The organism is Kitasatospora sp. NPDC090308 (genome assembly GCF_044769485.1).
Taxonomy (GTDB): domain Bacteria; phylum Actinomycetota; class Actinomycetes; order Streptomycetales; family Streptomycetaceae; genus Kitasatospora; species Kitasatospora fiedleri.
This window is the reverse complement of record NZ_JBIVXY010000003.1, coordinates 57,563-72,011: the sequence shown is the minus strand read 5'-3', so window position 1 is coordinate 72,011 and position 14,449 is coordinate 57,563. Positions and strand designations below refer to the sequence as shown.

13 protein-coding genes are annotated in these 14,449 nt (G+C 72.6%); 9 read left to right on the top strand and 4 right to left on the bottom strand.

Going from position 1 to position 14,449, the window contains the following annotated elements; genetic code table 11:
* Positions 1-167: 167 nt before the first annotated feature.
* The 6 genes from ACIQVD_RS07960 (at position 168) to tgmC (ending at position 4,400) form a co-directional block, all read left to right on the top strand.
* A complete protein-coding gene (locus ACIQVD_RS07960; RefSeq protein WP_400678622.1) occupies positions 168-401 on the top strand; it encodes a hypothetical protein in 234 nt (77 codons plus the stop codon).
* Positions 382-906, top strand: coding sequence for a DUF6879 family protein (locus tag ACIQVD_RS07955; RefSeq protein ID WP_400678620.1), 525 nt, complete (start codon positions 382-384; stop codon positions 904-906). Before ACIQVD_RS07960 ends, ACIQVD_RS07955 begins: the two co-directional genes overlap by 20 nt.
* 27 nt (positions 907-933) lie before the next feature.
* Entirely contained in the window at positions 934-1,782 is an 849-nt protein-coding gene (locus tag ACIQVD_RS07950) for a helix-turn-helix domain-containing protein (protein WP_402286830.1), read from the top strand.
* A 196-nt stretch (positions 1,783-1,978) separates the two neighbouring features.
* On the top strand, positions 1,979-2,287 hold the full coding sequence (gene tgmA / locus ACIQVD_RS07945) for a putative ATP-grasp-modified RiPP (protein WP_402286827.1): 309 nt from the start codon (positions 1,979-1,981) through the stop codon (positions 2,285-2,287).
* The gene (gene tgmB, locus ACIQVD_RS07940) at positions 2,284-3,258 is read left to right on the top strand and encodes an ATP-grasp ribosomal peptide maturase (protein WP_402286824.1); all 975 of its coding nucleotides are present in this window, start codon (positions 2,284-2,286) and stop codon (positions 3,256-3,258) included. The genes tgmA and tgmB overlap by 4 nt, the downstream gene beginning before the upstream one ends.
* Positions 3,255-4,400 (top strand): ATP-grasp peptide maturase system methyltransferase, encoded by a 1,146-nt coding sequence (gene tgmC / locus ACIQVD_RS07935; protein WP_402286821.1) that lies wholly within the window; start codon positions 3,255-3,257, stop codon positions 4,398-4,400. Before tgmB ends, tgmC begins: the two co-directional genes overlap by 4 nt.
* Positions 4,401-4,478: 78 nt before the next feature.
* Here the strand turns inward: tgmC and ACIQVD_RS07930 are convergent, their stop codons facing one another.
* From ACIQVD_RS07930 to ACIQVD_RS07915, 4 genes are read right to left on the bottom strand one after another with little or no spacing between them, the layout of a single operon-like run.
* The gene (locus ACIQVD_RS07930) at positions 4,479-6,860 is read right to left on the bottom strand and encodes a glycoside hydrolase family 3 N-terminal domain-containing protein (protein ID WP_400679895.1); all 2,382 of its coding nucleotides are present in this window, start codon (positions 6,858-6,860) and stop codon (positions 4,479-4,481) included.
* 8 nt (positions 6,861-6,868) lie between these two features.
* Positions 6,869-7,687, bottom strand: coding sequence for a carbohydrate ABC transporter permease (locus ACIQVD_RS07925; RefSeq protein WP_400678612.1), 819 nt, complete (start codon positions 7,685-7,687; stop codon positions 6,869-6,871).
* Entirely contained in the window at positions 7,687-8,622 is a 936-nt protein-coding gene (locus ACIQVD_RS07920) for a carbohydrate ABC transporter permease (protein WP_402286818.1), read from the bottom strand. Before ACIQVD_RS07920 ends, ACIQVD_RS07925 begins: the two co-directional genes overlap by 1 nt.
* Positions 8,623-8,633: 11 nt before the next feature.
* Positions 8,634-9,923, bottom strand: coding sequence for an ABC transporter substrate-binding protein (locus ACIQVD_RS07915; RefSeq protein WP_400678609.1), 1,290 nt, complete (start codon positions 9,921-9,923; stop codon positions 8,634-8,636).
* 154 nt (positions 9,924-10,077) lie between these two features.
* On the opposite strand from ACIQVD_RS07915, the gene ACIQVD_RS07910 reads away from it, so the two are divergent.
* The 3 genes from ACIQVD_RS07910 (at position 10,078) to ACIQVD_RS07900 (ending at position 14,283) form a co-directional block, all read left to right on the top strand.
* Positions 10,078-11,109: a LacI family DNA-binding transcriptional regulator gene (locus ACIQVD_RS07910; protein WP_400678608.1), complete on the top strand. Its 1,032-nt coding sequence runs from the start codon at positions 10,078-10,080 to the stop codon at positions 11,107-11,109.
* Positions 11,110-11,315: 206 nt separating this feature from the next.
* Positions 11,316-12,632, top strand: a complete 1,317-nt coding sequence (locus ACIQVD_RS07905; protein WP_402286815.1) for an FAD-binding protein — start codon at positions 11,316-11,318, stop codon at positions 12,630-12,632.
* Positions 12,633-13,260: 628 nt separating this feature from the next.
* The gene (locus tag ACIQVD_RS07900; protein ID WP_402286812.1) at positions 13,261-14,283 is read left to right on the top strand and encodes a polysaccharide deacetylase family protein; all 1,023 of its coding nucleotides are present in this window, start codon (positions 13,261-13,263) and stop codon (positions 14,281-14,283) included.
* Positions 14,284-14,449 lie beyond the last annotated feature (166 nt).

Genomic DNA, 14,449 nt, shown 5'->3' with positions numbered 1-14,449 from the left:
CGGACGGCGCGGACGGGCCCTCGGCGCACACCAGGACCCGCGGTAACCCCCCACGGGGCGTCCCCGCGGGCCGCCTCACTTCCGCCGAACCCCGGGCGGCCGGGGCACGGAGAAGCCACCATGGGTTCCGAGAACGACCAGCCGCAATCGGTCCGGGGAGGCCCCAGATGGCGTTACGGTTCGTGGGCAAGGATGACAAGTCGGGCGACCACGGCTCGCCGACGATCTTCGTTGACGAGGAGACGTCCGATCTCATCGTCCAGGGCTGGAAGCTCGACCCGGGTACAGAGGCCGAGGTACGGGCCGCCGGACCGATTCCCGCTCACGAGACCGTCGTTCGCGTTCCGGCTCGGATGGCGAAGTACCTGAAGGAGGCCCTGGGTGTCGCAGACGCTGAGTGACTTCGCGGCTCTCCTGCGCTCCGCGGAGGAGTCCGCCGTGCACCTCGAACTGCGCGACGTGTACACCGTCGAGAGCGAGGCGGTGGGCTTCCGGTCGTGGAAGGACGGGCACCGGCTCGATCCGAGTGCTCCGGGGACTTGGTGGCGCCCGTGGCTCGACCTCGTGAGGGAGGTGACCGCCAAGGGGGTCTCGGTCCGTCGGGCCCGGGTCGTCTCGGAGCCGGTGTCCGAGTACGTCGCGTACGAGCACTCGTTCTCCTTCACCAACATCGCGGCCGGCGAGGAGATCCGGTGGCTTCCGCGCCGCGAAGCCTCGGTCCTGCCCCTGCCGGGGAACGACTTCTGGGTCTTCGACCGCCGGACCGTGCAGTTCAACGTCTTCGACGGCGAAGGGCGGTGGGTGCACACCGACGAGACGGACGACCCGGCGGTGGCGCTCTTCTGCTCCTCCGCGTTCGACGCGGTCTGGGAGCGGGCCACTCCGCACGACCGGTTCACCGTCTGATCCGCCGAGTCGCGGTTCAGCCGGCACATGTCCACTTCCCCCCTCTCCAACGCGCGGGCAGCGCGCCTCGCCGTCGCCGAACGGCTTGACGCCCTGCGCCGCGGTGCCGGGATCTCAGGGCTCGAACTGGCCGAACTGTGCGGGTGGCACAAGTCGAAGTCGTCCCGGATCGCCAACGGCAGGACGGTGCCGTCCGATGCCGATGTCCGGGCGTGGTGCGCGGCTTGCGGCGCGGAGGACCAGGCTGCCGACATCATCGCCGCGTCACGTACCGCGGAGTCGATGTACGCCCAGTGGACCGATATCCACCGCGACGGAATGCGGCACGTCCACCGGAGGACGGTGCCGCTGTACCAGCGCACCCGGGGTTTCCGGGTCTACGCCTCCACCGTCGTGCCCGGCATGGTGCAGACAGGGCCGTACGCCGCCGGCCTGCTCGGCTCGATCGCGGCGTTCCAAGGAACGCCGAACGACGTCGAGCAGGCCGTCGCAGCCCGCCTCAGCCGCTCCCGCGTCCTCACCGAGGGGGATCATCGCTTCGCCCTCGTCCTGGAGGAAGCCGCGCTGTACCACGCCGTGGCCGACGACGAGGTGATGGTCGGGCAACTGCGCCACCTGCTGGCCGTCATGGCCCGGCCGAACGTGTCGCTCGGCGTCATCCCGTTCCGGCGCCGACGCACCGTCTGGCCCCTCGAAGCGTTCTACGCCTTCGACGAATCCCTCGTGGCGGTCGAGACACTGACGGCGGAGATCAACATCACCGCGCCCGGAGAGATCCGGACCTACCTGCGCGCGTTCTCCGAGTTGGCGAAGCTGGCCGTGCACGGCGACGGCGCCCGGGCGTTGGTCACCACGGCGGTCAACGCTGTCGGGTGAACTCGTGCAACCGCGTGCAACTCGCTGGAGGGCCCGGTCGGCCCGCCCCTAACGTCGTGTCACGGAGGAAGGCCCGGCGGACGAGCGGGAACTCCTCGTGGTGGCCACGGGCAGCGGCACCGGTTCGCCCGGGGGACCCGAAGGACACCGCCTTCCGGAGGCACCGGCACAGCTGACGCACAGCAGGAGGCAGTCGATGTTCGTTCACGCCGAGCGGTTCCCGACCGGGAGCCCGCTCCCCCAGGGCCGCCCGACTCCGGCCCCGTTCGTTCTCGGCCGGATCGCCCCGTACCCGCCGTTCCGGGGAGGCCCCGCGGTCGGCCGCATCACGCTCGACCCGGCCTCCCAGACCGCCCGCTACTTCGGCCTCGACGGCGAACCGCTGATGACGCCGGAGCACGGCACCTCCTCGGGCACCAATCCGCCGACCGGCACCACCGGTCAGGGCGACACCCAGGGTGGGGACGCTCCGGACAGCGACACCGGGAACGACACCGACCAATGACCGTTCCCGACGCACGACCGGTGGCGGTCGTCACCAACCTGCAGGACCCGACCGCCGACCTGGTGATCGCCGAGCTGCACCGCCGGAACGTCCCGGTCGTACGGTTCGACGCCGGCGACTTCCCGGCCGCCCTGTCCTGCACCGCCCTCGTCGGCGGCGAGGACACCGGGTGGCGGGGTAGCCTGCGGACGCCCACCCGGCAGGCCGGGCTCGGCGCGGTCCGGTCGCTGTACTACCGGCGCCCGTCCGCGTTCACGTTCGCCCACCTCGGTCCGCAGGACGCACGCGTCGCCGCCGCCCAGGCGCGTTACGGACTCGGCGGCGTCCTGGTGTCCCTCCCCCACTGCCTGTACGTCAACCACCCTCACCGGATCGGCGACGCGGAGTACAAGCCCGCCGGCCTCGCCGCCGCGGCGGCGTGCGGCTTTCGACTGCCGCCGACCGTCGTCACCAACGAGCCCGACCGGGCCCGCGAGTTCGTCAGGGCCCACGGGCCCGTGGTCCACAAACCCATCAGCATGCCGACGTACCTGGTCGACGGCATCGCCCAGACCGTGCCCGTCACCGAGGTCACCGCCGACGAGATCGACGGCACCGTGTCCGGCACCATGCACCTGTTCCAGCAGCGCGTCGACAAGACCGCCGACATCCGCGTCACCGTGATCGGCGAGCAGGTGTTCGCCGTCCGCATCGACAGCGGTCTGCTGGACTGGCGGGTCGACTACTCCACCCACACCTACACCGCGACCTCCGTCCCCGAGCGCGTCGAACGCGCGATCTTCGCCTACCTCGCGCACTTCGGTCTGGTCTTCGGCGCGTTCGACTTCGCACTCACCGGTCCCACCGACGACGAGGACAGCTGGGTGTGGATGGAGTGCAACCCGTCCGGCCAATGGGCCTGGATGGAACCGCCGACCGGACTGCCGATGACCGCCGCTCTGGCGGACCTGCTCCAGCGAGGAACCGCATGACCGGCACCGCGCGCCTGCGGCAGCGGCTCGCCGACCGGATCACCGGGCACGGCCTGACCGACCCTGCTTGGCGGAAGGCCGTCGAAGCCGTACCCCGGGAGGTCTTCCTCGGCGACGCCGTGTTCCGGCCCGCCACCGACGCCCGGGGCTCGACCGTCTACCATCCGGTGCGGCGCCAGGACGTACCGGAGGCCGAATGGCTCTCGATGGCCTACCGCAACGAGACCTGGGTGACCCAGGTCGGAGGCGTCGACGCCGTCACCGCGACCGGGCCGGTGTACGGCCTGCCGACCTCCTCCTCGACCCTGCCCTCGCTCGTCGTCCGGATGCTGGAGGCCGCGGACATCGGTGAGGGCGACCGCGTACAGGAGATCGGAACCGGCACCGGCTACTCGACGGCGATCCTCTGCCATCGCGTCGGCGACCGGCAGGTGACCTCCGTCGAGGTGGACCCGGCCACCGGGGCCCGGGCCCGCGACGCCCTGCACGCGGCCGGGCACGCCCCGGACCTCGTCATCGCCGACGGCCTCGACGCCCGCGAGGCCGGCACCGACTTCGACCGGATCGTCGCCACGTGCTCGGTCCGCGGCATCCCGTACCCCTGGGTCTGGCAGGTCCGTCCCGGCGGGACCGTCACGACCTGCCTCGGCGGCTGGTCGCAGGCCTCCGGCCTGGTCAACCTCACTGTCCGGGGCGACGGCACCGCGGAGGGAAGGTTCACCGGCGAAGAGGTGGCGTTCATGCTCGCCCGCGCCCACCAGCCGCCGCCCCGGCCGACCTTCACCCTGCACACGGGCCACGAGCGGAGGACCTTTCTCGCCCCGGCCCGGATCTGGTCGTGGACCGGCCGCTTCCTCGCCCAGCTCGCCGCGCCGTCCGCCGAACTGTTGGGCGCCGGCCCCAGGGCGATCCTGGTGGACACCGCCACCGGTTCCCAGGCGTGGACCGAGGACACCGGCTCCGGCCCGATCGTCCACCAGCACGGGCCGCTGCCGCTCTGGGACGCCGTCGAGCACGCCTTCGCGCAGTGGGAGGAGGTGGGCGCACCCGCCCAGGACGCCTTCGGGCTCACTGTCGACGGCGAGGAACAGCGGGTGTGGATCGGCTCCCCGTCGGGGCCGGCCTGGCGACTACCCGTCTGACCGCCGGTGTTCCGGACACGCACCGGCCGCACCCCTCCGGGAAGGGGCGCGGCCGGGGTGGTGGTGCCGGGCGGGCCGTCAGGTGGTGCGGAAGTGCGCGTGGAGGCGGCGGGTGTGGTCGAGGACGCGGGGCGGGCCTTCCAGGTGGACGGTGGTGGTGAGGCGGGGGGCGGTGCTGGAGGCGGCGAGGCGGAGTTCCAGGGCGCCGGGCTCGACGACGCGGTGGCCGTCGCGGCCGGTGAAGGAGGCGAGGTCGGCGGGGACGGTGATCTCGACCCGGGCGTGTTCGCCCGCGTCGAGGGTGATCCGCCGGTAGCCGATCAGTCGTTGGACGGGCTGGACCACGCTGGCGACGGGGTCGTGCAGGTAGAGCTGGACGGTCTCGCTGCCGGCCCGGTCGCCGGTGTTGCGCAGGGTGAAGGAGAGAGTGAACTCGCCGTCGGTGGAAGCGAGTTCGCGCTCCACTTCGAGGCCGCTCCAGTCGAACGAGGTGTAGCCGATGCCGTGTCCGAAGCCGAACGCCGGGGTGGGGTCGGTGCTGGAGACCTCGCTGGGTCCGGCCAGCCGGGCGGCCAGGTAGGTGGAGGGCTGGACGCCGGGCCGGGCCGGGATGCTGACGGGGAGCCGGCCCGAGGGGTTGGTGCGTCCGCTGAGCACGGCGGCGACCGCCTCGGTCCCGGCCTCGCCGGGGAAGAAGGTCTGCACCAGGGCCGCCGCCTCGGTGACCGCGCGGCCCAGCGCGTAGGGCCGGCCGGCCAGCAGCACCGGCACCACCGGGGTGCCGGTGTCCAGCAGGGCGTCCAGCAACTGCCGCTGCACGCCCGGCAGTTCGAGGAGTTCCACGTCGCATCCCTCGCCGCTGGTGCCGCGTCCGAACAGGCCGGCCCGGTCGCCGAGCGCGACGATCACCACGTCGGCCCGGCGGGCCGCGTCGAGGGCCTCGGCGAAGCCGGAGGTGTCGGTGCCGTCGATGCCCGCCCCGGCCGCCGTCCGGATCTCGCTGTCGGGGAACTCGGCCGCCAACGCCTGGCGCAGCGTGGGCAGTTCGATGCCGATCGGGGTGTCCGGGTGCTGGCTGCCGACGTGCACGGGGAAGGCGTAGCAGCCGAGCACCGCGGTCGGGGTGTCGGCGTTGGGGCCGATCAGGGCGATCCGGCGGGGGGCGCGCAGCGGCAGGGTGCCGTCGTTGCTGAGCAGCACCACGGCCCGTTCGGCGATCTCCCGGGCCAGCTCCCGGTTCTCGGGGCGGTCCAGGTCGACGGTGCCGCGCAGGGCGCGCGGGTCGTCCAGCGGGCGGCCGGCCAGCGCGGCGGGGACGGCGTCCCAGTCCGCGTCGAGCAGGCCGAGCTGGGCCTTCTGCACCAGGACCCGGCGCAGCGCCCGGTCGACCAGCGCGACGGGGACGGTGCCGTCCTCGACGGCCCGCAGCAGCGGTTCGCCGAAGGTCTTGACGGTGGGCAGCTCCACGTCCACGCCGCTGGCCAGGGCGAGCGCGGCGGCCTCGGCCCAGTCGCCGGCCACGCCGTGCAGCAGTCGGAGGAAGGCGATGCCGAAGTAGTCGGCGACCACCGTCCCGTCGAAGCCCCAGGTGTCGCGCAGCAGTCCGGTCAGCAGGGCCTCGTCGGCGGCCGAGGGGATGCCGTCGGTGTCGGTGTAGGCGTGCATGACGGAGCGGGGGCGGCCCTCGCGGACGGCCATCTCGAAGGGCGGCAGGATGACGTCGGCGCGTTCGCGGGGGCCCATGCCGACGGGGGCGAGGTTGCGTCCGGCGCGGGAGGCGGAGTAGCCGGCGAAGTGCTTGAGGGTGGCGACGACGCCCGCGGACTCCAGGCCCTGCACGTAGGCGGTGGCCACCGTGCCGACCAGGTACGGGTCCTCGCCGATGGTCTCCTCGACCCGGCCCCAGCGGGCGTCGCGGACCACGTCGAGGACGGGGGCCAGCCCCTGGTGGACGCCGACGGCGCGCATGTCGCGGCCGATCGCCGCCGCCATCCGCCGGATCAGCTCGGGGTCGAAGGTGGCGCCCCAGGAGAGCGGCACCGGGTAGGCGGTGGCGCCCCAGGCGGCGAAGCCGGCCAGGCACTCCTCGTGGGCCAGGGCGGGGATGCCGAACCGGTTGGCGGCGGCGATCCGCTGCTGGCTGCGGGCCAGCGAGAGCGCGCCGAGCGCCGGGTCGACCGGGACGGTGCCGAACGGGCGGGTCAGCTGGCCCAGTCCGTTCGGGAGCAGGTCGTCGAGGTCGGGCGGCTCCTCCATGTCGTGCTGGTGCGGGGCGACGTCGCCGCCCTCGTCGGAGGCGCCGACCCAGACGCCGACCAGCTGGGCCAGTTTCTCCGGCAGGGTCAGCTCGGCGATCAGGGCGTCCGCGCGCTCCTCGGGGCCCAGTGCGCGGTCGCGCCAGCGGGGGGCCGCGGTCGCGGCGGGCGGGGTGGGGGCTTCGGCGGGAACGGCCAGGTTCATCTTGTCGGTCACTTTCCTCCGACGCCCATGAGGCCCTGGACCAAGGCACGCCGGGCGAACAGGTAGACGATGAAGATCGGGAGCATCGACAGCACGACGGCGCTGAGCAGGCCGGGCACGTCGACGCCGTGCTCGGTCTGGAAGTCGTACAGGCCGAGGGTGATGACCTTGCTGCTCTCCGACTGGGTGAGGATCAGCGGGAACAGGAAGCCGTTCCACGCCTGGAGCGCCGAGAAGACCACGACGGAGGACAGGCCGCCCCTGGACAGCGGCACCACCAGCTGCCAGAACACCCGCCAGGGGCTGGCGCCGTCCATGGCCATCGCCTCGTACAGCTCGCCGGTGATGTCCCGCATCGCGCCGGTGAGCACCAGCGTGCACACCGGCAGGCAGAACGCGGCGGTCGGCAGGATCACGCCGATCAGGTGGTCGTACAGGCCGGCCTTGCTGATGACGTAGAACATCGGCACGATCACGGCCTGCGCGGGGATCGCCAGGCCCAGCAGGAAGATCCGGAAGACCGTGCTGATGGTCCTGCCCCGGGCCCGGACGATCGCGTAGGCCAGCGGGGGCACGACGAGCAGCACGATCGCGACCACGCTCGCGGTGACGACGACGGTGTTGAGGAAGTCCTGCCCGAAGCCGTTGGAGAAGTCGTCGACGTAGTTCTGCAGGGTGAGCTGCGAGGGGAAGGTGAGCGGGCCCTGGGTGGAGTAGTTGGAGCGGGTCCGGAAGGTCGAGATCAGCAGGACGTACAGCGGGAAGCCGACCAGGACCAGCCAGACCAGCGAGCCCAGCCCGGCGAGGTGGTTGGGACGCCTGCGCATCACAGTCCCTCCGTGGTGCCGCGCATCTTGTCGTAGCCGGAGAACCGGACGACCGCGAGCGAGATCAGGGTGGCGACCACCACCAGGACCAGGGCGATGGCCGAGCCGGAGCCGAAGTCGAAGCTCTTGAAAGCCTGTTGGTACATGTAGTAGGCGCTGTTCGTGGTGTCGGTGCCGGGGCCGCCCTGGGTGAGGATGAGGACGGTGTCGAAGGTGGTGAGGCCGCCGACCAGCATCAGGATCACCGAGGTGATCATGGTGTTGCGCAGCTGCGGCAGGGTGATGTGGACGAACTGCCGGAACTTGCCGGCGCCGTCGATCGCGGCGGCCTGGTAGAGCACCTGCGGGATCGCCCGGGCGCCGCCCTGGTAGAGCAGGGCGTGCATGGGCGTCCACTGCCACATGCCGACGAAGGTGAGCACCGCGATGGCGCCGCTCCGGCTGCCCATCAGGTTGCCGTCGCCGAACAGCCAGGTCAGCTGCGAGGGGACGCCGAAGTTGGGGTCGAGGATGGCCCGCCAGACCACCGAGACCGCGGTCGCGGACAGCAGCAGCGGGATGAAGAAGACCGCGGACAGCACGGCCCGGTTGCGCTGGTGGCCGGCCGCCCAGACGCCCAGCAGGACGCTGACCGGGGTCTGCACGAGCACGCCGGCCGCGGTCAGCACCAGGGTCAGCCAGACGCTCTGGGTCATCACCGGGTCGTGCAGCAGCTCGGTCCAGTTGTCCAGGCCGTTGAAGCGGGGCGCGCCGACGCCGTCCCAGCTGGTGAAGGAGAGCACCGCGACCAGCACCAGCGGCAGGAGGGCGAACAGCAGGAAGAAGACGGTCGCGGGGACCGCCCAGACCAGGCCCGGGCGGGTCACCCCGACGCCGGTCCGGCGCCCGGCCCGCGGGCGGCGGCCGGACGCGGACGCGAAGGAGGGAGCACTCATCGGCATTCGTCTCAGGAGGCGGGCAGGGCCTGCATGGCCTTGATGAAGCCGTCCACGTCGAGCTTGCCGTTGAAGAACTGCTGGACGGCGGTGTGGATCGGCGTGGTGGCGGCCGGCGGGTACGCCTGGTCCCAGGAGAGCTGGAACGACGGGGCGGCCTTGACCAGCTCGTACTGGTACTTCGAGTAGTCCGGGCTGGCGGCGGTGTCGAGGAACTGCTCGGTGTTGGTGGTGGTCGGCAGGTTGCCGATCGCCAGCTGGGCCTTCACGAACTCGTCGGAGTACATGAGCTTGAGGAAGGCGGCGGCGGTCTCGGGGTGCTTGCTCTTCTTCAGCACCGAGTAGAAGTTGTTGGTGTTGCCGACCACGTCCGCCGGATCGCCCTTGCCGCCCGCGACGGACGGGAAGCCGCTGTAACCGAGGTCGTTCTTGGCGAAGTCGGGGTTGGCGTCCTGCTGGGTGGAGTACGCCCAGGAGCCCATCAGCTCGAACGCCGCCTTGCCCTTGGCCAGCAGGGCCGGGGAGCCGCCGTCGGTGAACTTGACCGAGTCGAAGTTCGAGCCGAACGCGCCGGCGTCGACCAGCTGCTTGAGCATGCCCAGCGCCTTCTTGGCGTCCTCGCTCTCCCAGGCGGCCTTGTCGCCGGACAGCGCCCGCTGGAACAGCTCGGGGCCGGCCACCCGGTCGAAGACGTACTCGTACCACATCAGGGTCGGCCACTGGTCGCCGCCGCCGAGGGCGAACGGGGTGACGCCCTTGCCCTTGAGCACCTGCACGGCGTTCAGCAGGTCGTCCCAGGTCTTCGGGACGCTCAGGCCCGCGTCGGCCAGCACCTTCTTGTTGTCGAACAGCAGCACCGGCTGGGTGCCGCGCATCGGGATGCCGTACGACTTGCCGTCGATCACGGCGGTGTTGAACACCGAGGAGAGGAAGTTGTCCTTCAGGCCCGGGTCCGCGGCGATCATGTCGTCCAGCGGGAGCAGCAGGTCCGCCTTGACGTAGGGCTGGATGCTGCCGCCGCCCCAGTTGAAGAAGACGTCCGGCGCCTGGGCGGTGTTGATGATGGTGTTGAGCTTGGCCTGGTAGTCGGCGCCGGGGATGGTGTCCAGCACCACCTTGACCTTCGAGGTCTTGTTGAAGGTGTCGACCATCTGCTTCTCGACCTTGTTGCTGGCGTCGCCGTAGACCAGCACGTGGATCGTGTTGGAGCCGCCGCCGGTGGAGGCGCCGCTGCCGCAGGCCGTCACCCCCACCGTCGCCAGGGACAGCCCGAGTGCCACAGCGAACGCGCGTCTCTTCATCAGGAGTCTCCTAAAGTTTCGAGGCCATTCTCGAAATCAGTGCCTGGCCGGGACGTTAAGTTGCGGGCATGTTTCGGGTCAACCCCTCGTACCGAGGGTTACTGAAGCGTGATCCGGGGGTCGTCCCGCGCCGCCCGTGCCCTATGCTGCGGGCATGGAAAAGGGCGATGAACTGGGACGGGTCACCCTCGCGGACATCGCGCGAGAGGCCGAAGTCTCCGTTTCGACGGTTTCGAAGGTCCTGAACGGACGTACCGACGTCTCGGCGTCCACCCGCGGCCGGGTCGAACGGGTCCTGCGCGAGCACGACTACCAGCGCGCCGCCCGCAACGGCGGCGAGGCCCCGCTGATCGAGATCGTCTTCCACGAGCTCGACAGCCTCTGGGCGATGGAACTCCTGCGCGGCGTCGAGACGGTGGCCAACGAGCACGGGGCGGCCGTGGTGGTCGCCCACAGCGGCTCCCGGCACGCGCCGGGGCCCGGCTGGATCGACGCGGTGCTGCGGCGGCGGCCGCTCGGCGTGGTGCTGGTCCTCTCCGGCCTCCCGCCCGAGCTCAAGCGCCAACTGCGGGCCCGCTCCATCCCGTTCGTCATCATCGACCCGGCCGGCAACCCCGACCCGGACGTGCCCTCGGTGGGCTCGGCGAACTGGGCCGGCGGCCTCGCCGCCACCCGGCACCTGATCGAGCTCGGCCACCGGCGGATCGGCATCGTCACCGGCCCCGAGGACACCCTCTGCTCGCTGGCCCGGCTCGACGGCTACCGCTCGGCGATGTCGATGGCCGGGCTGGAGACCGACCCCGCCCTGATCGCCTTCGGCGACTTCCACGCCGAGGGCGGACTCGCCTGCGCCAAGCGACTGTTGGAGCTGCCCGACCGCCCCACCGCGATCTTCGCGGGCAGCGACCTACAGGCGCTCGGCGTCATGGAGGCCGCCCGGGTCCGCGGGCTGCGCGTCCCCGAGGACCTGTCCGTGGTCGGCTACGACGACCTGGACATCGCCCAGTGGACCAGCCCCGCGCTGACCACCGTCCGCCAGCCGTTGCGCGAGATGGCCGAGCAGGCCACCCGGCTGATCCTCGCCCTGCGCACCGGCGAGGCCCCGGCCGCCCCCACCCGGCTCGAACTCTCCACCACCCTGGTGGTGCGCTCCAGTACCGTGGCACCCGGCCCCGCCGGGGGCTGACCGGACCGCCCGGACCGACCGGGCTGCGACCCGGGCCGCGACCCGGACCGCCCAGCATCGGGTTTCGAAAGTTTCGAGGTCCGGCCGCCCTTGCCCCGTCGACCTGGGCGGACTAATTTGTTTTCCGCCATGACGAATCGGGGTGCCGGACGGGCGGCCGTCCGCCCGCTCCGGCGACCCGCCCCCGACCCCCTGGGTGTGACCCGATGACGACCACCGGCTCCTCCGACACCGGCCCGTCCACCACCGGCCCCCGGCCGGTCGGCCCGCCGCCCGACGGCACGCCGCCCGCCGGCCCGCTGACCAACTGGGCGGGCAACCTCACCTTCGGCGCCCGCGCCGTCCACCGCCCGCGCGACCTGGACGAGTTGCGGGAACTGGTCCGGCGCAGCGACCGCGTCCGGGCCCTGGGCAGCGGCCACTCCTTCAGCCCGGTCGCCGACACCGAGGGCGACCTGGTCCGGCTGGACGGCCTGCCCACCCGGATCGAGATCGCCCCCGACCGCCGCAGCGTCACCGTCTCCGCCGCCACCCGCTACGCGGAACTCGCCACCGTCCTGCACGCGGCGGGCCTGGCCCTGGAGAACCTGGCCTCGCTGCCGCACATCTCCGTCGCCGGGGCCACCGCGACCGGCACCCACGGCTCGGGCGACACCCGCCGCTCGCTCGCCGCCGCCGTCCGCTCGCTGGAGGTCGTCGGCGCCGACGGCGAACTGCGCACCACCACCCACCCCGGCGCGGTGGTGCACCTGGGCGCGCTCGGCATCGTCACCGCGCTCACCCTCGACACGGTGCCCGCCTTCGACGTCCGGCAGTACGTCCACACCGGGCTCGCCCTCGCCGACTACACCGCCCACCTGGACGAGATCCACGCCGTCGGCTACAGCGTCAGCCTGTTCACCGACTGGGGCTCGGACACCGGCCGGGTCTGGGTCAAGCAGCTCGACGACGGCACCCCGCCCGCCGCCGTCCCCGGCGCGCGGCCCGCCGACCGCCCCGAGCACCCGGTGCCCGGCCTGCCCACCGACGCCTGCACCCCGCAGCTCGGCGCCCCCGGCCCCTGGTACCGGCGGCTGCCGCACTTCCGCCCCGAGTTCACCCCCAGCAGCGGCGCGGAACTCCAGTCCGAGTACCTGCTGCCGCGCGCCGCGGCCCGCGCCGCCGTCGCCGAACTGCGCTCGCTGGGACAGCAGTTGGCGCCAGTACTGCACATCTCCGAGGTGCGCACGGTGGCCGCCGACGAACTCTGGCTGAGCCCCTCCCACGGGCGCGACTCGGTCGCCTTCCACTTCACCTGGAAGCCCGACCCCGCCGCCGTCGCCCCGGCCCTCGCCGCGGTCGAACGCGCCCTCCTGCCGCTCGGCGGACGCCCGCACTGGGGGAAGATCACGCACGCGCCGCGGGCCGCCGTCGGCACCGCCTACGAGCGGCTGGGCGACTTCCTGGCGCTGCGCCGGGAACTCGACCCGGACGGCAAGTTCGCCAACCGCTTCACCGAGCAGCTGGCCGGAACCGCCGACTGACCCCGCGGCCGCCGCCGCTCCCCCGTCCCCGTCCCCTGTCTCCTCCCCCCTGTCTCCTCCCCCGCGTCGGCCGCCCCGGCCGACGCCCGCCACTCCGTCGGCCGGGCGGCACCCCGCTTCGCCCGCCCGGCCGACGGTGCCCGTCCCCCTGCTCCGCCGCACCGCCCGCGCCCGGCCACCGGCCCGGGCACGGCCGGGCCCGCGGCACGCACCGGGGCCGGGCCGATCGGCCGTCGGCCCGCAACGGCGCGGAACCCGCCGACGGCCGATCCAGGCTGCCCGGGCGCCCCCGCCCCCGCCCGCTGTCACCCACCCGCTGTGACCCGCCCGCCGTCCGCCGCCCGCCGCCCGAAAGACGATCGGTGCGGATCGGACCCGCCCGGACGCACATTTCCCGCCGTTCCGGAGCGGCGCACGCCCCTATTCCGGCCGAAACGGCTGCCGCTTCCGGCCGTCATTGCCGTCGCGCACCGAATAGCATCCGAAAGTTTCAACCGGATCATTGACACGTGAACTGCCCGGGTCAAAACTCTTCGCAGTCGGCCGTCGCCGACCTTCCAGTCGAGCCGGGTCGCCGGTTCCATCCGCCTCCCGGGCTCCCCAGCGAACCACGAGGAGTCGCACCCCCATGCGCAGCACCAGCCTCTCGCCGCGCCCGCTGATCGCGGGCCTCGCCGTCGCCGCCACCGTGGCGGCCGGCCTGACCGCCACCGCCGTCGATCCCGCCCCGGCCCGGGCCGCCGCCTGCACCGGCTACGTCGGGCTGACCTTCGACGACGGCCCGTCCAACGACCACACCCCGGCCCTGCTGAACGCACTCAAGCAGAACGGGCTGCGGGCCACCGTGTTCAACGAGGGCCAGTTCGCCGCCGCCTACCCGGCCCAGGTGAAGGCCGAGTCGGCGGCCGGGATGTGGATCGGCAACCACAGCTACACCCACCCCCACCTGACCCAGGAGAGCCAGGCCCAGATCGACTCCGAGGTCGGCGGCACCCAGTCGGCCATCGCCAACGCGGGCGGCGGCACGCCGAAGCTGTTCCGCCCGCCGTACGGCGAGACCAACGCGACCCTGAAGTCGGTCGAGGCCAAGTACGGCCTGACCGAGGTGATCTGGGACGTGGACTCGCAGGACTGGAACGGCGCCGGCACCGCCGCGATCGTGCAGGCCGTCGGCCGGCTCGGCAACGGCCAGGTCATCCTGATGCACGAGTGGCCCGCCAACACCCTGGCCGCGATCCCGCAGATCGCCCAGAACCTGGCCTCCCGCGGGCTGTGCGCCGGCATGATCTCCCCGCAGACCGGCCGCGCCGTCGCTCCCACCGACAACGGCGGCGGCAGCACGGGCGGCGGTACCGGCGGGGGCACGGGCGGTGGCACCGGCGGCGGGAGCTGCACCGCCACCCTCTCCGCCGGCACCTCCTGGAGCGACCGCTACAACCTCAACGTCGCCGTCACCGGCTCCAGCACCTGGAAGGTCACCGTCAAGGTGCCCACCCCCGAGAAGGTCAGCTCCACCTGGAACGCCACCACCACCTACCCCGACGCCCAGACCCTCGTCGCCACCCCCAACGGCTCCGGCAACACCTGGGGCATGACCATCATGAAGAACGGCTCCACCACCTGGCCCACCGCCACCTGCACCACCAGCTGACCCCCGCCGCCGGGGCCGCACCGGGAATTCCCCGCCGCTGAACCGTGTACGCACCAGAAGAAATCGAGCGCGGCGGAAAGAATTCCCCGCCGGGGAAATCCCGCCGCATCCGCGCCGCCCTCCCCGGGGAATTCCCACCCTCCTGCCGAGCCGCTCCGGAGCCCCG